The sequence below is a fragment of the Rhizobium sp. 01T417 genome (assembly GCF_056398905.1).
On record NZ_JBFTQH010000002.1, the window covers coordinates 21,739 to 47,585 of the forward strand.

Here is a 25,847-nt window from a genome sequence, read left to right on the forward strand (position 1 = left end):
GCGAAAGCGACCCGCTCTCCGAAAGGGCCTATCGTTGGCGCAGTTGGTGCAGGAAAGGGATCTGGATGAGGCGGAAGGCGTAAGCAGCCGCCGCGTCAGGGGACGCCGTTGGTCGCATCCCTTCACGATCATCCGCCGCATCTTCGGCAACGCCGTCTTTTCGAGCCTCACGCGTCGCATCCTGTTCTTCAATCTCGCGGCGCTTGTCGTTCTCGTCGGTGGCATTCTCTATCTCAATCAGTTTCGCGAAGGGCTGATCGATGCCCGCGTCGAAAGCCTTCTGACGCAGGGCGAAATCATCGCCGGTGCCGTCTCGGCCTCGGCCTCAGTCGACACCAACTCGATCACCATCGACCCGGAAAAGCTGCTCGAACTGCAGGCCGGGCAGAGCATTACGCCAGTTCCTAATGACGAGGACCTCGAGTTCCCGATCGATCCGGAGAAGGTCGCGCCGGTCCTGCGCCGTCTGATTTCGCCGACCAGAACCCGGGCGCGGATTTTCGACGCTGACGCCAACCTGCTGCTCGATTCGCGCCACCTCTATTCACGCGGTCAGGTCCTGCGCTTTGATCTGCCGCCGGTCGATGACGAAGAACAGACCTGGGGCCAGTGGTTCACGACGATCTTCAACAAGGTCCTGCAGCCTGGAAATCTGCCTCTCTACAAGGAAGCCCCGGGCGGCGACGGCTCTATTTATCCGGAAGTGATGAACGCGCTGACCGGCGTGCGCGGCGCTGTGGTTCGCACCACCGAGAAGGGCGAGCTGATCGTGTCGGTCGCCGTTCCGATCCAGCGCTTCCGCGCCGTCCTTGGCGTGCTGCTATTGTCGACGCAGGCCGGAGATATCGACAACATCGTCCACGCCGAGCGCCTGGGCATCATGCGCGTGTTCGGGGTCGCGACCCTCGTCAACGTTCTCTTGTCTCTCGTCCTCTCGTCGACGATCGCCAATCCCTTGCGGCGTCTGTCGGCGGCCGCCATTCGTGTCCGCCGCGGCGCGAGGGAGCGCGAGGAAATCCCGGACTTTTCGGCACGTCAGGACGAGATCGGTAACCTTTCCATTGCTCTGCGCGAGATGACGACGGCTCTCTACGATCGCATCGACGCGATCGAAAGCTTCGCGGCCGACGTCAGCCACGAACTGAAGAACCCGCTGACGTCGCTTCGCAGCGCCGTTGAGACGCTACCGCTCGCCAAAACGGACGAGTCCAAAAAGCGGCTTCTCGATGTTATCCAGCACGATGTTCGCCGCCTCGACCGCCTGATCAGCGACATTTCCGACGCCTCCCGCCTCGATGCGGAATTGGCGCGGGTCGATGCAGGTTCGGTCGATCTGGAGATTTTGCTTCGCGACCTCATCGACGTGTCGCGGCAAATCCGCAATCGCAAAAAGGAAGTGCAGATCGAATTCGCGATCGAGCGCAAACCGGGCGTCAAGACGCGCTTCGTGGTAAACGGCCACGACTTGCGCATCGGGCAGGTCGTCACCAACCTCATCGAGAACGCCCGCTCCTTCGTTCCTGAACACGATGGCAAGATCACCGTGCGGCTGGTCAGAACCCGCTCGCGCTGCATTGTCTATATCGAAGACAACGGCCCTGGCATCCAGGCAGAGAATATCGATCGCATCTTCGAGCGCTTCTATACCGACCGACCGGAGTCGGAAGGCTTCGGGCAGAATTCGGGCCTCGGCCTATCGATCAGTCGCCAGATTGCCGAAGCGCATGGTGGTTCGCTGCGCGCGGAGAACATTATCGATCCCGAGAGCGAGAAGCTGCTTGGAGCACGCTTCATTCTCGCTCTTCCCGCCGATACCACCGTATGACGGGCGCGCCTTCAAACATCCACGCAACGGCCATCGTCGTCGGCACGACCGGCCTTCTCTTCATGGGTCCCTCCGGCTGGGGAAAGTCGATGCTGGCCTTCGCCTGCATCAATGAAGCACAGCGCATGGGCATCTATTCCGTGCTCGTCGCCGACGATCAGGTGCTCATCTCCAAAGGAGACGAAACCGTGATTGCGACCTGCCCCGCGTCGATCTGCGGTTTGATCGAACTCCGCGGCACCGGCATCGTCCGAGTACCTCATATTGCAAGCGCCGTGATGCATTACGCTGTGCTTCCGGCAAGCGCGTCGGGAGAGAAACGGTTGCCGCCGGAAGGAGAGCAGACAACTATTGCTGGCAGCATAAATCTGCCGGTCATTCGGTTGCTGGCTAATACTCCGTTGCCGCTGGCGATACTGATGGCAAAAGCGCCCGATATTGGCCAGTAATGCCCGCGAAATTGGCAAATCCTGCCCTAAAAGTCGTATTTTTGTCTTGCACTTCGGCTTTTCATCGCCAAGATGTGCCCCCACGGTGGACGCGATTGCTGCATTGCGATATTGGGGCCACCGTTTGCATACGCCACTAGGAGCAGTAATATCATGATCGGACTTGTGCTTGTCACTCATGGCAAGCTGGCTGAAGAGTTTCGTCATGCGGTCGAACATGTCGTCGGTCCTCAGAAATTCATCGAAACGGTCTGTATCGGTCCCGAAGACGACATGGATCAAAGGCGACAAGACATCCTGGAAGCAGTGTCACGCGCCGACGACGGCCACGGAGTCGTCATCCTCACCGACATGTTCGGGGGCACCCCCTCCAACCTGGCAATATCCGTCATGAGCAGTGGCCACACCGAAGTCATCGCTGGCATGAATCTGCCGATGCTGATCAAACTTGCCGGGGTACGCGGCGAGAACAATATGGAAAAGGCACTTGTCGAAGCGTCCGAAGCCGGACGGAAATACATCAACGTCGCCAGCCGCGTCCTCAGCGGCAAATAGTGAGCACATTGCGCCCATGACGGCACTCTCCCGAGAAATTCTGATCATCAACAAGCGCGGACTGCACGCACGCGCTTCGGCAAAGTTCGTACAGCTGGTCGAGAATTTCGATGCCGCGATCACCGTATCGAAAGACGGAATGACGGTCGGCGGGACATCGATCATGGGATTGATGATGCTGGCCGCGAGCCCCGGTTCCAGCGTCCTAGTCTCCGCCAGCGGCAATCAGGCCGCACAGGCGCTTGATGCTCTCGACGAACTGATCCAGAACCGGTTCGGCGAGGAAATTTGAGCCGCTTGCAGCTCATATAAACATATAAAGACTTCTTTATATCATTATTGCCTTCGTCATAGAAGCCTGCTAAACGGCCATCCTAGCCGCGCATGCCGCGTGGATGCTTTCTGGCGCACATACGCTTGCGCCTTCGAATTTTGAGCCGCTTTTCAGCCTGGAGAACCCAATGAGCACTGAAAAAGATTATGTCGTCGCCGACATCGGCCTCGCGGACTTCGGCCGCAAGGAAATCACGATCGCAGAAACCGAGATGCCGGGCCTGATGGCCTGCCGCGCCGAATTCGGCGAAGCAAAGCCGCTGAAGGGCGCGCGCATCACCGGCTCGCTGCACATGACGATCCAGACGGCCGTTCTCATCGAGACGTTGGTCGCGCTCGGCGCCGAAGTTCGCTGGGCTTCGTGCAACATCTTCTCGACGCAGGATCATGCCGCAGCCGCAATCGCTGCTGCCGGCGTTCCGGTTTTCGCCATCAAGGGCGAGTCGCTGGAAGACTACTGGGTCTACACTGACAAGATCTTCCAGTGGGCCGATGGCGGCCTCTCCAACATGATCCTCGATGACGGCGGCGACGCCACCATGTACATCCTTCTCGGCGCCCGCGCCGAAGCCGGCGAGGACGTGCTCTCCAAGCCGCATTCCGAAGAAGAAGAAATCCTTTTCGCACAGATCAAGAAGCGTCTTGCCGCTTCGCCGGGCTGGTTCACCAAGCAGCGCGATGCGATCAAGGGCGTAACCGAAGAAACCACGACCGGCGTGAACCGTCTGTATCAGTTGAGCCAGAAGGGCCTCCTGCCCTTCCCGGCGATCAACGTCAACGACTCGGTCACCAAGTCGAAGTTCGACAACAAGTACGGCTGCAAGGAATCGCTGGTCGATGGCATCCGCCGCGGCACCGACGTGATGATGGCAGGCAAGGTCGCCGTCGTCTGCGGCTACGGCGACGTCGGCAAGGGCTCGGCTGCTTCGCTCCAGGGCGCTGGCGCCCGCGTCAAGGTCACGGAAGTGGATCCGATCTGCGCGCTGCAGGCTGCCATGGACGGTTTCGAAGTCGTCACTCTCGAAGACGTGGTGTCTTCGGCAGACATCTTCATCACCACGACCGGCAACAAGGACGTCATCCGCATCGACCACATGCGTCAGATGAAGGACATGGCAATCGTCGGCAACATCGGCCACTTCGACAACGAAATCGAAGTTGCGGCACTGCGTAACCTCAAGTGGACCAACATCAAGCCGCAGGTCGACCTCATCGAGTTCCCGAAGGGCAACCGCATCATCCTTCTGTCTGAAGGTCGCCTGCTCAACCTCGGCAACGCCACCGGCCATCCGTCATTCGTCATGTCCGCGTCCTTCACCAACCAGACGCTGGCCCAGATCGAGCTTTTCACCAAGCCCGGCCAGTACCAGAACCAGGTCTACATCCTGCCGAAGCATCTCGATGAGAAGGTTGCGCGCCTTCATCTCGACAAGCTTGGCGTGAAGTTGACGCAGCTTTCGGAAGAACAGGCCTCCTACATCGGCGTGAAGCCACAGGGCCCATTCAAGGCCGACCACTACCGATATTAATCACGAGATCAATATCCACAACATCTAGAGGGCGTCGCATTGACAAATGCGTCGCCCTTATTTTTTGGCACACATCTTCCCGCAGATTCCCTTCCGAAGTATTGTTTTAACACTCGATTCGTGGCCACGGACGTGTCCGTTTGCTTCGAAAATGGGATGTCTTGTCGTGATGGCGGCACATTAAGGGACGGAGACATACCGCGCATGTCGGAAATGATGCACAGCCTGGTCGAACAGGCAGAGGATGGCGTTCACGCTGACCCCTGCCCGCTCCGTTCGGGCGAACGGAAACCTGCCGGCACTTCAAGGGCCGTCGCCGAGAAGCCGGGACTATTGGCTCATGTGGCGCGGATTTTTGCGGCCGGCACTGCAATGACATCGATAGCGCAGCCGGTTCTAGCGCAGGTCGAAGCCGAGGCTGTCACATCCGCGCATCTTTTCACCTCGTCGCAGGTTGTCGGCCTTTCCGTCGTCATCGGCGTGATCTCCGCCGCGCTGCTTTCCACCCTTTGGGTCGTGCGGCAGCGTGGGAATATGGAAAGCGAAAGCCGGGAGATCCGCTCGGCACTCTCCGATGCGCAGCAGCGCATCTCGCAATATCAGGCACTGATTGCAGACAAGAATCGCCGGATCGTGATCTGGGATGGCAACGAGCGCCCTGAGCTTATCGGTCAGCTGCCTCCCGAAACCGGCGCGCCGCAGGACAACGAATTCCTCGCCTTCGGCCTGTGGCTGAAGTCGCGCTCCGCATCTGAGCTCGAGCGCGCGATCGACCGTCTGCGCGGGGCAGCCCATAGCTTCGACATGGTCGTTGAAACTCACCGGGAGGAGATCCTGGAAGCGCAAGGCCGGGTTTCCGGGGGCCGCGCATTCGTCCGTTTTGTAGCGCTGAACAATCTTCGCGCCGAGCTTGCTGAGCTTAAGATCGAGCGGGACAGACTGTTGTCCTCGATCTCGGCGTTTCAAAGCATGCTCGACGCAATCGATCTTCCGGCATGGCAGCGTGACACCGAAGGTCGGCTGACCTGGGTCAATCACGCTTACGGCGACGCGGTCGAGGCGCCCACGCCAGATCAGGCGGTCAACGAGGGCCGCGAGTTCCTGACCACCGTTGCCCGCGAGCGCATCCGTGCCACGGCGACGGCCGAGTCACCATTCCACGACAAGATCTCGACCGTGGTGCGCGGCAACCGCACCTTCTTCGACGTTGTCGATGTGAAGGTCCCAAGCGGCTCCGCCGGCATTGCCGTCGACGTTTCCGGCATCGAGACTGTTCGCGCCGAGCTTGAGCGGACCCTGAAAAGCCACGCCGAAACACTCGACCATCTCGCAACACCCGTTGCAATTTTCGACGGCGACCGACGGCTGCAGTTTTACAATCAGGCCTTCGTCTCGCTCTGGGAGCTTGATATCGCTTTCCTCGAGAGCCGGCCCGACAATGCGGAATTGCTGGAGCGCCTGCGCGCCGCGAAGAAGCTGCCGGACCAACTGAACTGGAAATCCTGGAAGGAAACCGCGCTCTCTGTCTATCGAGCGATCGATACCCAATCGGATTTGTGGCACCTGCCGAACGGCCAGACGCTCCGCGTATTCGCGACAGCGCATCCGCAAGGCGGTGCCACCTGGGTATTCGAAAACCTCACCGAGCAGGTCGACCTCGAGACGCGCTACAACACGCTTCTCAAGGTGCAGGGCGAGACGATTGACCACCTTTCGGAAGGCGTTGCCGTCTTTGGACCTGATGGGCGCATGCGCCTTTCCAATCCCGCCTTCCGTGCGCTCTGGGGAATCACGGAAGCGGAGGCCAAGCCCGGCACGCATATCCGCGCCCTTGGCGAGGCGTGCTCTCAATCATATGACCGTCCGGACGGATGGAGGACCTTCGCTGAGCTGATCACCAGCTTCGACGACGAGCGCCGCTCGAGCCAGGGAACGCTCGAGCTGTTCTCGGGTCTCGTGCTCGACTATGCTGTCATCCCGCTGCCGAATGCGCAGACGATGCTGACCTTCGTCAACATGACCGACAGCGTCCGTGCTGAGCGCGCCCTGACGGAAAAGAACGAAGCACTGCGCAAGGCAGACGAGCTTAAGAACGACTTCGTCCAGCATGTCTCGTATGAGCTGCGCTCGCCGCTGACCAACATTATTGGCTTTACCGACCTGCTGCGCACGCCGGGACTCGGACCGCTGAACGACCGGCAGGCTGAATATATCGATCACATCTCGACCTCTTCTTCGGTGCTGCTGACGCTGGTCAACGACATCCTCGATCTTGCCACGGTCGATGCCGGAATCATGCGGCTGAGCTACTCGTCGATTGATCTTGGCGACCTGCTCGACGACGTATCGATGCAGATTGCCGACAGGCTGCAGGAAAGCGGCGTGACGCTGGAGATTACCGCTCCGGCGCATCTGGGCTCGATCGTCGCTGACCCGCAAAGACTGAAGCAGATCCTCGTCAAGCTGCTCTCCAACGCAGCCAATTTCTCTCCGGAAGGTTCGTCAATCTCGCTCGAATGCCGGCGTGAAGGGATGGATTTCGTCTTCTCCGTCAGCGATCGCGGTCCTGGTATTTCGCAGGATATGATCGCCAATGTGTTTGATCGATTCGCGACCGGCGCTAAGAGCGGCAAGAGGGGCGGCGCGGGACTTGGGCTGTCGATCGTCGACAGCTTTGTCAGCCTTCACCATGGGACGGTCACCATTGACAGCCAGCCGGGCAAGGGCACGATCGTGACCTGCCGGATTCCTTCGGTCGATCTTCCGACGTCCGTCGCAGCCGAATGATGTCGGGCACTCCTGTCATTTCTCTCTTCCTGAAGGATGAGGCGGAAACAATCCGCTTTGGAGAGGACCTGGCGTTGGCGCTGAAACGCGGCGACTGCCTTGCCCTTTCGGGCGACCTCGGGGCCGGGAAATCGTCGCTCGCGCGCGCATTCCTGCGTGCGATGGCGGATGATGACGAACTCGACGTGCCAAGCCCCACCTTCACCCTGGTGCAAGCCTACGACCTGCGCATACCGGTCGCGCATTTCGACCTGTACCGTCTCGGCGATCCGGCCGAACTCACCGAACTCGGCTTCGACGAAGCACTCCAGGACGGCATCTGCCTCGTCGAGTGGCCTGAGATGGCAAGCGACGAGCTGCCGGCAGACCGCATTGCGCTCAAGCTGGAGCACGAGGGCCTGGGTCGAAGGGTGACCATTGCAGCCCCGGAAAAACAGGCTGCCCGGATACGACGCGTCCTGGCCATACGTGATTTCATCGATACAGCGGGATACACCAATGCGAAGCGTCGTTTTCTGACAGGCGATGCCTCGCTTCGAGCCTACGAGGCAGTCTATGCCGGTGATGGGAATCGACGCGTGCTGATGGATTGGCCACCTTTGCCGGAAGGGCCGCCGGTCCTGGATGGCAAGCCATATCCGAAGGTCGCGCATATCGCCGAGAATGCCTATCCTTTCGTTGCCATTGCCAATGTGCTCCGACAGGAGGGTTTTGCTGCACCGGAGATCTACCAGGTCGACTACGACCAAGGCATCCTGCTTCTGGAGGACCTTGGCACCGACGGCGTCCTGGATTTGCAAGGTCAGCCCATCGCCGACCGCTACCGGGCGAGCGTTGCCTGCCTGGCGCATCTGCACTCGCTGACGATCCCGCAGGACATTCGCGTCACCGACAGCCACGTCCACCACATCCCCGACTTCGATCGGACGGCGATGAAGATGGAGGTACGTCTCGTTCTCGATTGGCATTTGCCCTGGAAGCGTGGCCGTACCGCGGCCAGTGGCGCCGAGCGCGATGAATACCTCGCGATCTGGGACAGGCTGATCGACGAACTTGAAGCCTCCGAAAAAAGCCTTCTCCTCCGCGATTTCCACTCGCCGAACATTATCTGGCGCGACAACGAGCGTGGGATAGCGCGCGTCGGACTGATTGATTTCCAGGACGCGATGATCGGCCCCACAGCCTACGATCTCGCTTCAATCGTGCAGGATGCGCGCGTCACGGTCCCGCCCGATCTGTTCCGGCAATTGATGGACGACTATCTATCTCTGCGCAGAACAGAGGGTGGCTTCGATGAGGCTCGTTTCCTAAAGAGTTGGGCAATCATGTCTGCACAACGCAATTGCAAGCTTGCCGGCCTCTGGGTTCGCTTGATGCAACGAGACGGAAAACCTGGCTATATGAGGCATATGCCGCGCACCCTGTCCTATCTTTCCGTTGCGCTGGAACATGAAACGCTTGCCCCCTTGCGCGACTGGTGCGTAAGGGCTGGAATAGTACCAAGCGAATCATAATTTCTCGGATCAGATGAGCATCAAGCAAGCCATGGTTCTCGCTGCAGGTCTTGGAACCCGCATGCGGCCGATCACCGACACCATCCCGAAGCCGCTCGTGAAGATCGACGGCAAGGCGATGATCGATTACGCGCTCGATTCGCTTGCGGAAGCCGGTGTCGAAAGGGTCGTGGTCAATATTCATCACCACGCCGATCAGATGCTGGCGCACCTGGCTTCATACAAAGACCTCGAGATCATCATCTCCGACGAACGCGAGAAGCTGTTGAACAACGGCGGCGGCCTTGCGAAGGGCTTGAAGCTGCTTAATCCTGGCAAGGTTTTTGTCACGAATGCCGACCTCTTCTGGATCGGAGAACGCCGCGGCGTTCCCAGCAACCTGACACGCTTAGCCGGATTCTTCCGACCGGAAGAGATGGACATGGCTATGCTTTGCGTGAAACTGGAAGACACGACCGGGCACAACGGAAAGAACGACTTCAACATGGCGCGGGATGGCCGGTTGACGCGTTTCTTCGACTCGGGTCCCTGCCCAATTGTCTATGCCGGCGCCATTGCAATGGACACGTCGTTTCTCGATGACGCGCCAGCCGATCCATTCAACCTCAATCTCTATTTTGACAAGGCGATAGCTCGCGGCCGGCTCTACGGTACCGTACTCGAAGGACACTGGCTTACTGTCGGCACGCCGGAAGCGATTGGTGAAGCGGAGGAAACGATCCGGCGATACCGGACGTTTGCATGACGGATGGCCGAGCATCACCGGCCGAGGGTCTTGAGCATCCCCGCAGGGCTTCCCTTCCTGAAGAGCCTTGCCGAAAGCCTTTGTGACGGCCGACTGACACCGCATTTCCGGTATGATCCCGGCGATCCCCTATCGCTTTCGAAAACCACGATCTATCTGCCAACGAGGCGCGCAGCACGCGTGCTCCGCTCGGAGTTCGTCGATCTCCTCGGCGGACGATCCGCAATCCTCCCGGTTATCCGACCGCTCGGCGAGACCGACGACGATAGCGGCTATTTCGACGAAGCCCTGCCCGCGACCCTGGATCTTGCTCAGCCGTTATCCAACACCGCCCGCCTGCTGGAACTCGCGCGCCTTATCCTCGCCTGGCGAAACAAGCTGCCGGAGATTGTGCGCAGCATCCATTCCGATTCGCCGCTCGTCGCGCCCGCAAGCCCCGCCGACGCCATTTGGCTTGCGCGCAATCTTGCGGAATTGATCGACGCCATCGAGACCGAGGATCGGGATTGGAACGAACTGTCTCGCCTGAATGCGAAAGACTATGCGCTTTGGTGGCAACTGACGGCCGAGTTCCTGCAGATTGCCAGCGCCTTCTGGCCGGAGCGGCTGAATGAGCTCGGCAAATCATCGCCCGCAAAACACCGCAACGCAATTCTTCGTGCCGAAGCAAATCGCCTGGCGACAGCCCGGCCGATGGGACCCATCATCATTGCAGGATCGACAGGCTCTGTGCCGGCGACGGCCGACCTTATCGCAGCGGTCGCCAACCTTCCGGAAGGCGTCATCGTTCTGCCGGGGCTCGACCTCGGCATGCCGGATGAGCATTGGCGAATGGTGGCGCCCGACATTCGGATAGATCAGCCCGCCGACCCGGCGAGCCGCAGCCACTCGCAATACGGCCTCGCGCAGTTGCTAAAGCGACTGAAATTGACGCGGCAGGATGTGGTGCAGCTTGCCGCGCCGCCCGAGGAATTGCGACAGCGTAGCGAAATCCTCTCACATGCGCTCTCCCCTGCCGAAGCAACCAGCGACTGGGGCACATGGAAGGCGAAACTATCCGACGCTACGATCTCAGCGGCATTTGCAGATGTCTCGCTGATCGAGGCGGGCAATGAGCGCGAGGAAGCCACTGCAATTGCAATCGCCCTCCGCTTGGCGCTCGAGCGCGCGCCCGGCAATGACGGCGAGAGCCGGGCGGCATTGATCACACCGGATCGAAACCTAGCCCGCCGCGTGACGACGGAACTATCGCGTTTCGGCATCGTTGCGGACGATTCCGCAGGCACGCCGCTTTCCGCCACCCCACAGGGAACGCTGTTGCAACTGCTGCTGGAAGCAACCCTTCGCCCTGGCGATCCCGTCGCTATCGTCGGATTGCTGAAGCATCCCCTGGCGCATTTTGGGCTGGAGCGTGGCGTGCACGTGGCAGCGGTAGCAGCTCTGGAGCTGCTGGCACTGCGTGGTGGTGTGGCCGACGTCGACATCTCAGCGTTGGAACCGCTTCTTGAGCAGCAGCTGTCTGAGCAGGCGTTGGATCGTCACGCGCCGCAGTGGCGAAAATCCCTTCCCGCCGATGCGATTGACCACGCGCGTGCTCTTGCCCGACGGGTTGCCGAAGCGACCGAACCGCTAGCGTCGGCGCTTGTTCGGCGCCTTCCCGAAGAGCCGGGGCTAACGGCCAGCTTTGGGCTCGCCGATTGGGGGGAGCGAACCGGGCGCGTATTGGAGGCGGTAACCCGCGACGCGCGCGGCGATCTTGCTGGTCTCTGGTCCGGCGAAGCGGGCGACACCCTGGCGTCGATGCTCGGCGAAGTGATCGAAACCGAAGGGCAGATCGACGCGGATGGCCCGCAGTGGATCGACATCGTCACTGCGCTATTGGCTGGCCAGGCTGTAAAGCCACGGGCGCTAAGCCATCCGAGAATTTTCATCTTCGGCACGCTAGAAGCGCGCCTGCAGAACGTAGACACATTGATCCTGGGCGGCCTGAACGAAGGCTCATGGCCGGGTCAAACATCCAATAACCCCTTCGTTTCTCGGACAATGAAGACCGAGATCGGGCTGGAACCTCCAGAACGGCGCATCGGCCAGCTGTCGCACGATTTCGAAATGGCCAATGGCACGCGCCATCTCATCTATTCGCGAGCCCTTCGACAAGGTTCGACGCCAACCGTCGCGTCGCGCTGGTTGCAGCGGCTGCTCGCATTCGGCGGGCACGAGTTCGAGGCACAGCTCAAGGCCCGCGGAGACAATTTTGTGCATTGGGCGAACCTCATCGACCAAGGCGACAGCCAAGCGCCCGCGCAACGTCCAAGTCCAATACCGCCGCTGGAGATTCAGCCTAAGTCCTACTCTTTCAGCGAGGTCGGGCGCCTTCGTCGCGACCCCTATGCAATCTATGCACGCCGCGTTCTGCGCCTTGACCCGGTAGCACCGTTCAATCGAGACCCTGGCGCCGCGGAGCGAGGAACGCTCTATCACAAGATCATCGACCGCTTCGTCCGTGAAGGTCACGTTGCCGGAACGCCGGCAGCTGAAACGGCGATGGAGAGCATTCTGAACGAACTCTTCGATACGGAGCAACTTCCTGCACATATCGATGCAGTCTGGCGCCCGCGTTTCCGTGAAGTTGCCCGCGCGTTTCTCGAGTGGGAGGCGCAGCGACAGCCAGGCATTCGAAGAACATTGACCGAGGTGCGTGGCGGGGTGGAGTTGGAGGCGATCAATGTCCGCCTGAGCGGCGTCGCCGACCGGATCGACATCACCGGCAGCGGTACCGCCGACATCATCGACTACAAGACCGGATACAATCCCTCCGCCCCTCAGGCACGCGCGCTTCTTGATCCCCAGCTGGCACTGGAGGCCGCCGCGCTTCACGCCGGCGCCTTCCGAGATGCTGGCAGTCTTGTTCCACAAGATCTACTCTACGTGCGCCTGCGGCCGGGCAATCGCTTTAAGGTCGACACCGTCAACAACGAGACTTCGACCAGAACCGACAAGGCAAAGTCGGCCATGGACCTGGCCACCGACTCGATCGACCAACTCATAAAGTTCGTCTCGCTCCTGCAGTCAGGCGAAAAGGGCTTCACCTCGCGGCTTGTGCCGGCACAGCAGTTCGATTTCGGTGGTGATTACGATCATCTGGCGCGCGTTTCCGAATGGTCTGCCGCAGAGAGCGACGAGGAAACCGGCGATGAATGACGACGCAACGCTGCCTGAGGGCGATGATCCCGTTGCCTGGACGAGTTGGACGACCATCCAGCAATCGATCGCATCCGATCCGCAACGCTCAGCCTGGGTTTCCGCCAATGCCGGCTCCGGAAAAACGCACGTCCTGACGCAGCGTGTTATCCGGCTCCTGCTGGCCGGAGCACGTCCGTCAGCAATCCTCTGCCTGACCTATACGAAGGCGGCAGCCTCCGAAATGTCGAACCGCGTTTTCGAGCGGCTTGCCGAGTGGGCGGTTCTGCCGGACACGGAACTTGAAGAACGCATCACGCGGATCGAAGGCAAGGCGCCGGATAGGGTGAAGCTTGCGGAGGCGAGGCGCCTCTTTGCAAAAGCACTGGAAACGCCGGGCGGGCTGAAGATCCAGACCATTCACGCGTTTTGCGAAGCTTTGCTGCACCAGTTTCCGTTAGAAGCTAACGTCGCCGGCCACTTTTCCGTGCTCGACGATCGGGCTGCCGCGACGCTTCTTTCGGATGCACGGCGATCGCTGCTTACGGCCACTACACCGGAGGACGATCCGGCGCTCGCGGACGCCTTTGCTTACGTGCTCAATCTCGGCGATGAGTCAGGCCTCGAAAACCTTCTTGAAGAAATCATCGCGAACCGCACTGCGATCCGCACTTTCACGCAGGATGCGGAGCGGAAGGGTGGCCTCGATGCGGTACTGCGCACGAAGCTTCACCTCTCTGAAGACGATACTGCGACCGGGATCGCCGAGTCGTATTGGCCGCTTCCTGGTCTGCGCGGCGGGGTGCTCGACCGGTACCTAGACCTTGCGGATCAGAAAGGCGGGGCAAAGGCGCACGATATCGCAGCCGGCTTGCGGTCGGCAGCGCGCGAACGAGACCCCGCGCGCCGGGCGTCGGTGCTGGAGAAAATCTTCCTTACCGTAAAGGCTGAACCAAAGGCGGATTCGCAGTTTTTCGTGAAGGCCATGCTGACTGAAGCACCGGAGCTCATCGATGCCGTGGCAACGGCCCGAGCGCACGTGGTATTGTGTCGGGATCGGTTGAAAACGGCCCGCATGTACGAGGCAACACGCGCAGCGCTGATCCTCGCCGACCGCCTCAACAAAGACTACGACGACCTCAAGAAGCAGCGCAGCCAACTCGATTTCGAGGATCTGATAACGCGGACTTCCGAACTCTTGCACAAAAGCGACGTTGGCCCCTGGATCCACTACAAGCTCGACCAAGGGATCGACCATATCCTTGTCGACGAGGCACAGGATACAAGTCCAATCCAGTGGAGCGTGATCCAGTCGCTGGCCGAGGATTTCTTTTCCGGCGAGAGCGCCCGCAATGTGGTGCGTACCCTTTTTGCCGTCGGCGACGAAAAGCAATCGATCTATTCTTTCCAGGGCGCTCGGCCCGAACGCTTTTCAGAAGAAAGCCAGCGGACGCGTCGGCGAGTCTCGCAGAGCGGGCACGCCTTCTCAACGGTGCGGCTGCCGCTCTCATTCCGATCGACCTCGGATGTCCTTGCCGCAGTGGACCACATCTTCACACCGGCTGAAAATGCCCGCGGGTTAAGTGCGGCAGGCGAGCCGGTGGTGCACCGTTCTAACCGCATAGGCCACCCGGGCGCAGTCGATCTCTGGGAGATGGTCGCGCCTGAAGCGACGATCAAGGAAGAAGATTGGACCGCACCCTTTGACGCCACGCCGGAGAGCGCCCCAGCATCCGTTCTCGCCCGTCGCATTGCTCATGCGATCGGCAATCTGGTGGGCAAGGAAACGATCGTCGAGAAGGGCAAGGAGCGACTGATCGAGGCCGGCGACATCCTCGTCCTCGTGCGCAAGCGCGACGCCTTCGTCAACGCGCTGACACGCGCCTTGAAGCGACGCGGCGACATACCGGTTGCAGGCGCCGACCGCCTGCGCCTGACGAGCCACATTGCCGTGCAGGACCTCGTGGCGCTCGGCCGCTTTCTACTGTTGCCCGAGGACGACCTCTCCTTGGCAGCGCTGATGAAGAGCCCGCTTCTCGATCTGAGCGAAGACGACGTCTTCGCAATTGCCGCCCTGCGTACGGAGGGCGAGAGTGCCTGGGCTCACGTGCAGAAGTTCGCCGCTGATGGAAATGCGCGCTTTGAAACAGCCGTCTCTCGCCTCAGGCTCTTCCTGGACGAATCCGAGACGCTGTCGGTTCACGATTTCTATGCTCGTGTTCTCGGATGCCACGGCGGCCGACGACAATTCCTTGCCCGGCTCGGAACCGAGGTCAGCGATATTCTCGATGAATTCCTGACATTCGCGCTTGATCACGAAAGCTCGGGCCTGCCCGGCCTGCAATCCTTCATTTCGACGCTTGAAATCGAAGCACCGGAGGTGAAGCGTGAGCAGGACAAAGGCCGGAATGAAGTCCGGATCATGACAGTCCACGCCTCAAAGGGCTTAGAGGCACCGATCGTGTTCCTCGTCGACGGCGGCTCGAAGGCCTTCACCCATTCGCACATGCCGAAGCTGCGGCTGCTTGAACAGGGGAGCGGCGAGCCGCCCATGCCGGCATGGGTTCCGATCGGCGATCTCAGCAACTCGCTGACCCAGGCCGACGCGACGCGCATCCAATCGCTGGCGGAACAGGAATATCGCCGGCTGCTCTATGTTGCGATGACCCGGGCCGCCGATCGCCTTACCGTTTGCGGCTACAGGGGCATTCGTCCCAACACCGATACCTGGCATGCCATGATTTCCGCTGCGATGACCGACAGCCATCCGCATGTATCTGCTGCGACATTTTCTGGGCCTGACGGGACATGGGCTGGCATCGAATGGCGCGTACCACGGATAGAGAGAAGGTTCGAGCGCCTTGAACGCAGCGCGGAGACCGCCAGACAACAGACGGTCCCGCTTGGCCTCGACAGGCCACTGCCACCGCGCAGGCAATTGCCGCGCCCGCTCAGCCCATCCGGCGTCGGAACGATCATCGACGATGGCGCCGATGACCTCCTCGTCGCCTCCCCGCTTTTCACGGAAACGGGAAAGCCGGATCGCTCGCTGCAAAAAGGGCGGCTCCTCCACCGCATGTTGCAGGTGCTGCCGGATGTGCCGCGCGGCGATCAGCCAGATGCAGCATCACGATACGCCAAGCGTGCGGCGCCATTCTGGCCCGAAGCAGAGCGGCGGCAATTGGTCGACTCGGTCCTGAAGCTATTGGGCGCAGCCGACCTCGAAGCCGTCTTCTCGACTCATGCACAGGCTGAGGTCTCCGTCATGGGGACGCTGACGATCGCCGGCCAGGACTATGCCGTTTCCGGCCGTGTGGACAGAATGGCGGTCTTCGACGATCGCGTCGTCGTGCTGGACTACAAGACCAATCGCGTCCCGCCGCAGACGGCAGAGGCCATCCCATTTGCACACAAGGCGCAGCTTACGATTTATCGCGAGATCCTGGCGCCGCTCTATCCCGGCAAGCGCGTCGATTGCGTCCTTGTCTACACTGAAAATGCTTCGGTTCACATTCTGACGCCGGATGCATTGGCGTCGGCGCTTGCGCAACTCGAGACAAAGTGAAATACGGGCATTGAAATTCCCGCACCGCACGCTCACATGTGTTTCAACAGGAATCCGTAAAGGAGCAGCCTATGGCTACCGTAAAAGTCGATATCAACAACTTCCAGTCGGAAGTTCTGGAATCCGCAGAACCCGTCGTCGTCGATTTCTGGGCTGAATGGTGCGGCCCGTGCAAGATGATCGCCCCCAGCCTCGAAGAACTCGCTGTCGAGTTTCAGGGCAAGGTGAAGGTCGCCAAGCTCAATATCGATGAAAACCCGGAACTCGCCGCCCAGTTTGGCGTCCGTTCCATTCCGACGCTCGCCATGTTCAAGGCCGGCGAAGTTGCTGACATCAAAGTTGGCGCTGCCCCGAAGACCGCTCTTTCGAGCTGGATCTCGAGCGCCGCTTAATTTATCCATAAGCAGATAGGAAGAAGCCCGGCATTCGACCGGGCTTTTTTCATTTCGGGGGCGTCCCGTTGTCGGCAAGCACATCGCCGACGAGATAGAGAGAGCCGCCGATCAGGATGCGCGGTGGGTGGTCCTGTTCAAAGGCGCCCTCCTTGATCGCCTCCAACGCATCGCTGACCGTCGACATCGGTTCCGCGACGAGGCCGGCATCATAGGCGGCGTTTGCAAGGATCACCGGATCGATCATCGCGTCGCTGCCGCGGATCGGCACGCAATAGACCTTCTCGGCCAATCCCTTGAAAGCCTTGAAGTAGCCAACCGGATCCTTGGTGTTGATCATGCCGATGATCAGGAAGAGCGGGCGCGGCTGCTTTTCCTCGAAATTCGCCATGGCCTCGGCGATAACTTCGCCGGCGCCGGGGTTGTGGCCGCCATCGACCCAGATCTCCGCTTTAGCCGGAGCACTGGCCATCAGATTGCCGTCGTTCAGACGCTGGAGACGGCCCGGCCACTCGACCGACAGCAGCGCCTTTTCCATCATCGTTTCGGTGACCGCAAAGCCGGCGGCCTTGACGGCGCGGATCGCAGCGGCGGCATTGGCATATTGGTGGCGGCCGGGAAGGCGGGGCAATGGCAGGTCGGCGAGACCGAACTCGTCCTGATAGACGAGACGCCCATATTCCTCATGCGCCATGTAGTCCTGGCCGAAGACTGCGGTCGGGCAGTTCAGCCGTTCGGCGGTAGACATCAGCACGTCGAGCGCGGCATCATATTCCTGCTTGCCGATCACAACAGGGTGCCCGCGCTTCATGATACCGGCTTTTTCTGCCGCGATCAGTTCGACGCGATCGCCGAGGTAAGGCTGATGATCCAAGGAAATCGGCATGATGACCGAAACGGCCGGGTCGGAGATGACGTTCGTCGCGTCGAAACGACCGCCGAGACCAACCTCGATGATCGCGGCATCGGCCCGATGCTCTGAGAACAGAATGAAAGTGACTGCGGTGAGGATCTCGAAAACGGTGATCTTCTGCCCGTCATTGGCGTCCGCCACGCGCCGCACCGCCTCGGCGAAGACCGCATCGTCCACCAGTTGCCCGCGACCGCCCTTGGCGCCGATCCGATAGCGTTCGTGCCAGTTGACGAGATGCGGAGAGGTATGGACATGCGCGCTGTAGCCACCGGCTTCCAGCAAAGCCCGGCAAAACGCCGTCACGGACCCCTTGCCGTTCGTGCCCGCCACATGAATGACGGGCGGCAATTTCTTCTGCGGATCCCCGAGGACGGAAAGCAGTCGGGTAATGCGATCCAGGGATAGATCGAAGCCCTTGGGATGCAGGCCCAAGAGCTTGTCGATTTCCTGTGCTGCTTCACTCACTACGGCTTGGCCCCTGGGTATCATCGCTCACCCCGCCTGTGATGGGTTCTGTCAGGCGCTTGCAGCGATAGCAAGCGTCCCGCTGTTTTCCTTGGATAGGTTCGCAACCGGCTTCTTCGTCAGGATCTTCAAGACGCGCGCGAGCGTATCCGGAATATCGTGGCGCTTGACCACCATGTCCACCATGCCGTGTTCCAGCAGATACTCGGAGGTCTGGAAGCCTTCCGGAAGCTTCTCGCGGATCGTCTGCTCGATAACGCGCTTCCCGGCGAAGCAGATTTCAGCCCCGGGTTCGGCCAGATGCAGGTCACCGAGCATCGCGTAGGACGCGGTAACACCGCCAGTGGTCGGATTGGTCAGCACGACGATGTAAGGCAGTCCTGCTTCCTTCAGCATGTCTACCGCCACGGTCGTCCGTGGCAGCTGCATCAGCGACAGGATACCTTCCTGCATGCGGGCACCACCAGATGCCGGGAACATGACCAGCGGGCACTTCTCCGCAATGGCGCGTTCGAACGCCTTGACGATCGCCTCGCCCGCGGCAATGCCGAGCGAACCGCCCATGAAGTTGAACTCATGAACGACCGCGACGATCTTCAGGCCGCGCATCTTGCCGACGCCAGCGAGAATGGTGTCTTCCTGCTCGGTCTTGATGCGGCTGTCCTTCAGACGGTCCGTGTATTTCTTGGAATCACGAAATTTCAGCGGATCCTGGGCGACCTTTGGCTGCGGCAGAGCCTCATAGACGCCATCGTCGAAAAGGTCGGCAAGGCGAGCCTTTGCCGGCATCTTCATGTGATAACCGGAGGCCGGAATGACCCACTTGTTGTCTTCCAGATCCTTATGGAAGACCATCTCACCCGTTTCCGGGCACTTGATCCAGAGGTTCTCCGGCACTTCGCGGCGGCCCAGCATGGAATTGATGCGGGGGCGGACGTAGTTGGTGATCCAGTTCAAGTCGAAAACTCCTGATTGACTCTTGCCAATGTGGGGAAATTATTCGGCAGCAACAAGGCGCGCCGAACGTGTACCCGTTGACAGTCCACGAACGAGGGTGGCGACGGCCTGGACGGTATCGGCTGTCGCCTTCCCATCCTTGGTGAGGCTCGTTGCCACCTGATTGACAATTGCTGTGCCGACAACCACGCCATCGGCCGAGCTGCCAATGACCTTTGCATGGTCGGCGGTCTTGACGCCGAAGCCGACGCAAACAGGCAGGTTGGTGTGCTGCTTGATGCGCTTGACGGCGCCCGAGACCAGAGACGGATCCGGCAGAGCAGAGCCAGTGATACCAGTCATCGAAACATAATAGACGAAGCCGGACGTGTTCCGAAGAACGGTCGGCAGGCGCTTTTCGTCGGTCGTCGGCGTCGCCAGGCGAATGAAGTTGATCCCCTTCTTGATCGCAGGGATGCAGAGTTCGTCATCCATCTCGGGTGGAAGGTCGACGACGATGAGGCCATCGATGCCGGCTGCCAGCGCGTCGTCGAGGAACTTCTCCACGCCGTAGACATAGATCGGGTTGTAATAGCCCATCATTACGATCGGCGTCGCATCGTCCGTCTTGCGGAAATCGCTGGCAAGCTGCAGCGTCTTCTTCAGCGTCTGGCCGCCCTTCAGAGCGCGCTGGCCAGCCATCTGGATCGCCGGACCATCGGCCATCGGATCGGAGAACGGCATGCCGAGTTCAATAACATCGGAACCCGCTTCCGGCAGAGCCTTCATGATGCCGAGCGAGGTTTCGTAGTCGGGGTCGCCTCCCATGAAATAGGTGACGAGTGCCGGCCGGCCTTCCGCCTTAAGATCGGCGAAGCGTTTGTCCATACGTGCGGTCATGCTTACTCACCCATTCCCAGAATCTTGCCGACAGTGAAGATGTCCTTGTCGCCGCGGCCGGAGAGATTCATCAGAATGATCTCGTCCTTGCCCATCTTCGGCGCGCGCTTGATGACTTCGGCCAGCGCGTGCGACGGCTCCAGCGCCGGAATGATGCCTTCGAGGCGGGTCAGCGTCTGAAAGGCTTCGAGCGCCTCATGGTCCATGATCGGCACATATTCGACGCGACCGATGTCGTTGAGGTAGGAATGCTCGGGGCCGATGCCGGGATAGTCAAGACCAGCGGAAATCGAATGGCCTTCCTTGATCTGGCCGTCGCCATCCTGCAGAAGGTAGGTCCGGTTGCCGTGGAGAACGCCGGGCGAACCCGCCGTGATCGAGGCGCAGTGCTCGTCACCATTGAGGCCCTTGCCGCCGGCTTCGACGCCAACCATCTTGACGCTCTCGTCATCAAGGAACGGATGGAAGATGCCGATCGCGTTCGAACCGCCGCCGACGGCTGCGATGACGAGATCCGGCAGCCGACCTTCGGCTTCCAAAATCTGCTCACGGGCCTCGGTGCCAATGACGGCCTGGAAGTCGCGAACCATTTCCGGATAGGGATGCGGACCCGCGGCCGTGCCGATCAGGTAATAGGTGTCGTCGACGTTCGTGACCCAGTCGCGCAATGCCTCGTTCATGGCGTCCTTGAGCGTGCCGTGACCGGCGGTCACCGGCTTTACCTCGGCGCCAAGCAGCTTCATGCGAAACACGTTCGGCGCCTGACGCTCGACGTCGGTTGCGCCCATGTAAACGACACAGGGGAGACCGAAGCGGGCGGCAACCGTTGCCGAGGCAACGCCATGCTGGCCGGCACCAGTTTCCGCGATGATACGGGTCTTGCCCATGCGCTTGGCGAGCAGGATCTGGCCGATGCAGTTGTTGATCTTGTGCGAACCGGTGTGGTTCAGCTCTTCGCGCTTGAAATAGATCTTCGCGCCACCGAGTTCCGCCGTCAGACGCTCGGCGAAATAGAGCGGGCTTGGGCGACCGATATAGTGGGTGCCAAGCTGCTTCAGCTCCGCCTGAAATTCCGGATCGTCCTTTGCCTTGTTCCACTCGTCCTGCAGGTCGAGGATCAAAGGCATCAGCGTTTCGGCGACGAAACGGCCGCCGTAGATGCCGAAACGGCCGTCTTCATCAGGGCCGGAACGGAAGGAATTCGGTTTTGGCGTCTGGTTCACTCTCAACTCCCTGAGGTCGTTTCGGGCTGACAAGCCGTTTGGACCGCATCGAAAAACTCATCGATCATTGCGACGTTCTTGACGCCGGGCGCGCTTTCGACCCCCGAAGATACGTCGATCCCCGGCGCCTTGGTGATGCCGAGCGCCTCGGCAATATTGCCCTTGTTCAGGCCACCGGAAAGCATGTAATCCACGCTGCCGTCAAGCCAGGTAAGCAGGCTCCAATCGAAGGACACGCCGTTGCCACCCGGCAAATCCGACCCTTTTGGCGGCTTTGCGTCGAAGAGGAAGCGATCGGCAATGCCGACATAGGCCTCCACCCGCTTCAAATCATCAGCGGTCCGCACCGAAAAGGCCTTCATGACCGGCAGACCGTAGACCGCCTTTATCGTCAAAACGCGCTCCGGGCTCTCGTCGCCATGCAGCTGCAGGATATCGGGCCGAAGCAGCGCCACGATTTCATCAAGATCGTCGTTGCTCGGATTGACCACGACCGCAACGATCTTGGCCTTGCCGCGGGCCGGCTCCGCTAGCTTGCCGGCGATATCAGGCTCGATGTAGCGGGGACTCTTTTCGAAGAAGATGAAGCCGATATGTGTTGCACCGCGCGCGAGGGCGCGATCGATCGCCTCAGGCGTCTTCAGTCCGCAGATTTTGATATCCGGTTTCATGGCAGCGAAGTGACACGAAAAGCGCTTGGAGTCGAGCCAAATCACGACAAAAGCTGATTTTTGCGAGGCGTCGCTCAGTCGAAATCGATGGCGTGCAGTTGACTGCCGTGCCGCTTCAGCCAGAGCTTCGCCTCTTCCATCTGGGGGCAGAGCTTCTTGCAGAGCGTCCAGAAGCGTGGCCCGTGGTTCATCTCCTTGAGATGAGCGACTTCATGGGCCGCCAGGTAGTCTACCACAGACGGCGGCGCCATGACGATGCGCCAGGAAAAGCTCAGATTTCCCTCCGAGGAGCAGGAACCCCACCGACTGCGGGTGTCCTTCATGGCGATAGACCTGATGGGGGCATTGATCGAGCGGGCGTGGAACGTTGCCAGCCTCTCGAGATCGGCTCGCGCTTCCTTCTTCAGAAACGCGGCAATCCGGCGTCCGAGATGTTCGGGCATGCCGCTGACCTTGAGCACGGGTTTGCCATCAACGACGACGGCTTCTGTCAGGCCGCGCAGGCTGCCGGTGTGGTGAACGCGATGGGATACGCCCCGAAAGAGAATGGTGCCGCCATCACGAAGACCACTGTCGGGCGTGAATTTGGCAAGCTTGGTCAAGAGCCAGCCCTGATGGCGGTCGAGGAAGGCATTTACCTCGCGCTGTGCCAATCCGCTCGGGATCGTCATCTTCAGGCCCCGACCACCAGGCTCGATCCGCAAGGTAATGCGGGTTGCCCGCTCGTGCTGCTTGATCGTCAGCGGCATCAGGCGTCCGGCGACGTCAAGCGTTCGCGTTTCCGGCGGAGCCGGTTTTCGAACGCTGCGGCGTGGCTTTGCAAGGAGCGGGAACATGGGCATTTTCTATATGATTCGCTGGAATTCTTGGCAAAGAAAAGCCGGCATCGATGATGCCGGTTCAAGTTTCGGTGCTGAACGGTCCTGGGAATTACGGAGTCTGGTATTCTGCTACCGGACCATTGTCGTCGCGCTTGCCGTTCTTGCGGTCGCGCATGAAGCGGTCAAACTCTTCCTGGTCCTTGGCGCGGCGTAGTTCGCGCATGTAAGAGTCGAAATCCTCGCGCATTTCATCAAGCTTGCGACGCTCTTCTTCCAGCCGGTCGAGCTCGGCCTTGCGCCAATCATCGAAGGCAACATTGCCCGTCGAGAAATGAGGGCGATAGCGGCCATGTGAACGTCGGCAGCCGGCGAAGAATCCATCGGCGGCGCTGTTGGCGTCGCGCTTGAAACCGCGCAAACGCTCCCCAAAGATGATGTAGGCGAGCATGGCGAGACCCAGAGGCCAGAAAACCACGAAGCCGAGGATCATCAGGGCAATGGTAGCCGGAGTCCAATCCGGGCGAAGCAATGCTGACTGGTTCATCGTGCGGTGTCCTCGCATTTTCCGCGTCCGGCGAGATACCGAACGCTGGAATCGATGTGGTTACACGCCTGGCCCGCTTCAAGGCAGCGCCCGCCCAAATCGGACAACGCCTTGAAATACAATCGCTAATTCAGAATATACTAAATCAGGCGGATTTTCCGCCCTTGATCACCCGCTTCACCACGGGCTTTCCGGAACGGGCATGTTCCTTCACGAAGCTGATGATCCGCGGCGCAATCTCCCGGCGGAAGCGTGAGCCGTTGAAGACGCCATAGTGGCCGACGTCGGGCTGCAGGTAGTGCATGCGCATGTTGTCGGGGATGTTGACGCAAATGGTCTGGGCAGCCTTTGTCTGGCCGACGCCGGAGATGTCGTCGTTTTCCCCCTCGACGGTGAGAAGTGCCACGTTGCGGATGGCGGCGGGATCGACAAGCTTACCACGGTGGAGCAGCTCGCCCTTCGGCAGCGCGTGCTTGATGAAGACCTGTTCGACCGTCTGAAGGTAGAACTCCGCCGTCAAGTCCATGACCGCGAGGTACTCGTCATAAAAGTCGCGGTGCTTTTCGGCCGGCTCGCCATCGTTCTTCACCAGATGCATGAAGAACTCCTTGTGAGCGATCACGTGCCGATCGAGGTTCATCGACATGAAGCCGGACAACTGCAGGAAGCCGGGATAGACCGGACGCATGAAGCCCGGCTGCGGCCAGGGCACATTCATGATCACATTATCCGCGAACCATTCCAGCGAGCGTTCCTTGGCGAGCTGGTTGACGGCTGTCGGGTTGATGCGCGTGTCGATCGGTCCGCCCATCAGGGTCATCGATGAGGGCGAAAACGGATCGTTCTCCGCTTCCATGAGGGCGACGGCAGCCAAAACCGGCACGGAAGGCTGACAGACGGCAATCACATGCGTATCCGGGCCCAGGAAGCGAAGCATCTCGATGACGTAGTCGATGTAGTCGTCAAAATCGAAGGTGCCTTCCGTCATCGGCACCATGCGCGCATCGATCCAGTCGGTAATGTAAACGTCGGCGCTTGGCAGCAACGCTTCGACCGTGCCGCGCAGCAGTGTCGCGTAGTGGCCCGACATCGGCGCGACGATGAGAATGCGCGGGTCTGGCGCATGGCTGCTTGGAACATTGCGCGCGAAATGGAGCAGATTGCAGAAGGGATGCGACCAGACGATCTCTTCCCGTACGGCCACCTTTCCTTCCTCGACAACAGTGTCATGCAGACCGACGGCCGGTTTGCCGTAGCGTCGGGTCGTCCGCTCGAACATCTCGAGACTCGCCGCCATCGTACGCCCCCAGGGCGTCTGCGAAATCGGATTGAGGGGATTGGCATAGACCATGCGCATGATATCGGCGAAAGCCCGATAAGGCGCCAATGCGGCATGGTTCAATTCATAAAGCTGATAAAACATGAGATGCGCCACCTTTCTCTAACCTGGAAGACGACGCCGATTGAAAGGCATCGGATTCTTTCCAACGACGTGCTGGCACCTCAACGCAGATTAACAGGTTTTTGTTGCGCAGCAACATTGCCATCCGCACCGCAAAAAGAAATGCCGGGGAATTTACCCCCGGCATGATGGTGCGCTCGAATGCTTAATGATCGCAGAACGGACCTTATCGATCAGCCAGGAAGGTCTGCTTCTGCGTACCCAAGCCTTCAATGCCGAGCTCCACGACGTCGCCAGCCTTGAGGAAGCGCGGCGGCTTCATGCCCATGCCGACGCCCGGAGGCGTGCCGGTCGAGATCACGTCGCCCGGATGCAGCGACATGAACTGGCTGAGGTAAGACACCACATGAGCGACACCATAGACCATGGTTTTCGACGAGCCGTTCTGCATGGTTTCGCCGTTGACCTTCAGCCACATGCCAAGATTTTGCGGGTCGGCAATCTCGTCCTTGGTGACGAGCCAGGGTCCGATCGGACCGAATGTGTCGCAGGACTTGCCCTTGGTCCACTGGCCTGCACGTTCCGTCTGGAAGGCGCGCTCCGAAACGTCGTGGGAAACACAGTAGCCGGCAACATAATCAAGCGCTTCGGCTTCGCTGACGTACTTTGCCGTCTTGCCGATGACGACGCCGAGTTCGACTTCCCAATCGGTCTTTTCGGAGCCACGCGGGATCAGGACATTGTCGTTCGGCCCGACGATGGCCGATGTTGCCTTCATGAAGATCACGGGCTCCGGCGGAACAGTCGCGCCGGTTTCAGCAGCGTGATCAGAGAAATTGAGGCCGATGCAGATGAACTTTCCGGTGGCGGCAACGCAGGCGCCAATGCGACCCGAGGCGAGTTCCGGCAGGCTCTTCGGGTCAAGAGCCTTGAGTTTCGACAGGCCCTCGGGCGAAATCGCTTCGCCGCCGATGTCCGAGACGTGCGCTGACAGATCGCGAATCTTGCCATCGGAATCGAGCATGGCCGGTTTCTCACGACCAACCTCTCCAACACGCATGAGCTTCATAATATTTCCTCCTAAGCAGCATCCACGTT

General features: G+C 60.2%; 20 protein-coding genes. 11 read left to right on the forward strand and 9 right to left on the reverse strand.

The features are described 5' to 3' along the window. Window positions 1-34 precede the first annotated feature (34 nt). From AC1DPR_RS02335 to trxA, 11 genes are all read left to right on the forward strand, one after another. The gene (locus AC1DPR_RS02335) at window positions 35-1,825 is read left to right on the forward strand and encodes a sensor histidine kinase (protein ID WP_018859430.1); all 1,791 of its coding nucleotides are present in this window, start codon (window positions 35-37) and stop codon (window positions 1,823-1,825) included. Next, window positions 1,822-2,274, forward strand: coding sequence for an HPr kinase/phosphorylase (locus tag AC1DPR_RS02340; protein WP_018859429.1), 453 nt, complete (start codon window positions 1,822-1,824; stop codon window positions 2,272-2,274). Before AC1DPR_RS02335 ends, AC1DPR_RS02340 begins: the two co-directional genes overlap by 4 nt. Before the next feature lie 153 nt (window positions 2,275-2,427). Continuing rightward, window positions 2,428-2,829, forward strand: a complete 402-nt coding sequence (locus AC1DPR_RS02345) for a PTS sugar transporter subunit IIA (RefSeq protein ID WP_007528763.1) — start codon at window positions 2,428-2,430, stop codon at window positions 2,827-2,829. 16 nt (window positions 2,830-2,845) lie between these two features. Beyond that, window positions 2,846-3,121, forward strand: coding sequence for an HPr family phosphocarrier protein (locus AC1DPR_RS02350; protein ID WP_018859428.1), 276 nt, complete (start codon window positions 2,846-2,848; stop codon window positions 3,119-3,121). 169 nt (window positions 3,122-3,290) lie between these two features. Further along, complete coding sequence (gene ahcY / locus AC1DPR_RS02355; RefSeq protein WP_018859427.1) at window positions 3,291-4,691, forward strand: adenosylhomocysteinase; 1,401 nt, start codon at window positions 3,291-3,293, stop codon at window positions 4,689-4,691. Between the two features lie 204 nt (window positions 4,692-4,895). Further along, a complete protein-coding gene (locus AC1DPR_RS02360; protein WP_018859426.1) occupies window positions 4,896-7,478 on the forward strand; it encodes a PAS domain-containing sensor histidine kinase in 2,583 nt (860 codons plus the stop codon). Continuing rightward, complete coding sequence (locus tag AC1DPR_RS02365) at window positions 7,478-8,992, forward strand: bifunctional tRNA (adenosine(37)-N6)-threonylcarbamoyltransferase complex ATPase subunit type 1 TsaE/phosphotransferase (protein WP_018859425.1); 1,515 nt, start codon at window positions 7,478-7,480, stop codon at window positions 8,990-8,992. Before AC1DPR_RS02360 ends, AC1DPR_RS02365 begins: the two co-directional genes overlap by 1 nt. Before the next feature lie 13 nt (window positions 8,993-9,005). After that, window positions 9,006-9,737 (forward strand): nucleotidyltransferase family protein, encoded by a 732-nt coding sequence (locus tag AC1DPR_RS02370; protein ID WP_018859424.1) that lies wholly within the window; start codon window positions 9,006-9,008, stop codon window positions 9,735-9,737. A gap of 3 nt (window positions 9,738-9,740) precedes the next feature. Beyond that, a complete protein-coding gene (addB, locus tag AC1DPR_RS02375; protein ID WP_113469647.1) occupies window positions 9,741-12,938 on the forward strand; it encodes a double-strand break repair protein AddB in 3,198 nt (1,065 codons plus the stop codon). Next, a complete protein-coding gene (gene addA / locus AC1DPR_RS02380) occupies window positions 12,931-16,482 on the forward strand; it encodes a double-strand break repair helicase AddA (RefSeq protein WP_113469648.1) in 3,552 nt (1,183 codons plus the stop codon). Before addB ends, addA begins: the two co-directional genes overlap by 8 nt. A gap of 71 nt (window positions 16,483-16,553) precedes the next feature. Beyond that, window positions 16,554-16,874, forward strand: a complete 321-nt coding sequence (trxA, locus tag AC1DPR_RS02385; protein WP_007528746.1) for a thioredoxin — start codon at window positions 16,554-16,556, stop codon at window positions 16,872-16,874. Between the two features lie 49 nt (window positions 16,875-16,923). On the opposite strand, the gene AC1DPR_RS02390 is transcribed toward trxA, so the two are convergent. The 9 genes from AC1DPR_RS02390 to AC1DPR_RS02430 form a co-directional block, all read right to left on the reverse strand. After that, entirely contained in the window at window positions 16,924-18,276 is a 1,353-nt protein-coding gene (locus tag AC1DPR_RS02390) for a bifunctional folylpolyglutamate synthase/dihydrofolate synthase (protein ID WP_113469649.1), read from the reverse strand. Window positions 18,277-18,303: 27 nt separating this feature from the next. Further along, window positions 18,304-19,209 (reverse strand): acetyl-CoA carboxylase, carboxyltransferase subunit beta, encoded by a 906-nt coding sequence (gene accD / locus AC1DPR_RS02395; RefSeq protein ID WP_018859420.1) that lies wholly within the window; start codon window positions 19,207-19,209, stop codon window positions 18,304-18,306. Between the two features lie 39 nt (window positions 19,210-19,248). Further along, entirely contained in the window at window positions 19,249-20,088 is an 840-nt protein-coding gene (trpA, locus tag AC1DPR_RS02400) for a tryptophan synthase subunit alpha (RefSeq protein ID WP_026372083.1), read from the reverse strand. A 2-nt stretch (window positions 20,089-20,090) separates the two neighbouring features. Next, entirely contained in the window at window positions 20,091-21,311 is a 1,221-nt protein-coding gene (gene trpB / locus AC1DPR_RS02405; RefSeq protein WP_018859418.1) for a tryptophan synthase subunit beta, read from the reverse strand. Window positions 21,312-21,313: 2 nt separating this feature from the next. Beyond that, a complete protein-coding gene (locus tag AC1DPR_RS02410; RefSeq protein WP_112825374.1) occupies window positions 21,314-21,982 on the reverse strand; it encodes a phosphoribosylanthranilate isomerase in 669 nt (222 codons plus the stop codon). 74 nt (window positions 21,983-22,056) lie between these two features. Further along, entirely contained in the window at window positions 22,057-22,818 is a 762-nt protein-coding gene (locus AC1DPR_RS02415; RefSeq protein ID WP_113469650.1) for a M48 family metallopeptidase, read from the reverse strand. Between the two features lie 94 nt (window positions 22,819-22,912). Next, complete coding sequence (locus AC1DPR_RS02420) at window positions 22,913-23,347, reverse strand: DUF2852 domain-containing protein (protein ID WP_018859415.1); 435 nt, start codon at window positions 23,345-23,347, stop codon at window positions 22,913-22,915. 145 nt (window positions 23,348-23,492) lie between these two features. Beyond that, window positions 23,493-24,770, reverse strand: coding sequence for a polyhydroxyalkanoate depolymerase (locus tag AC1DPR_RS02425; protein WP_018859414.1), 1,278 nt, complete (start codon window positions 24,768-24,770; stop codon window positions 23,493-23,495). A gap of 205 nt (window positions 24,771-24,975) precedes the next feature. Next, window positions 24,976-25,818 carry a fumarylacetoacetate hydrolase family protein gene (locus tag AC1DPR_RS02430; RefSeq protein WP_113469651.1) on the reverse strand — a complete coding sequence of 281 codons (843 nt, stop codon included), beginning with the start codon at window positions 25,816-25,818 and terminating at the stop codon, window positions 24,976-24,978. Between the last annotated feature and the right edge of the window lie 29 nt (window positions 25,819-25,847).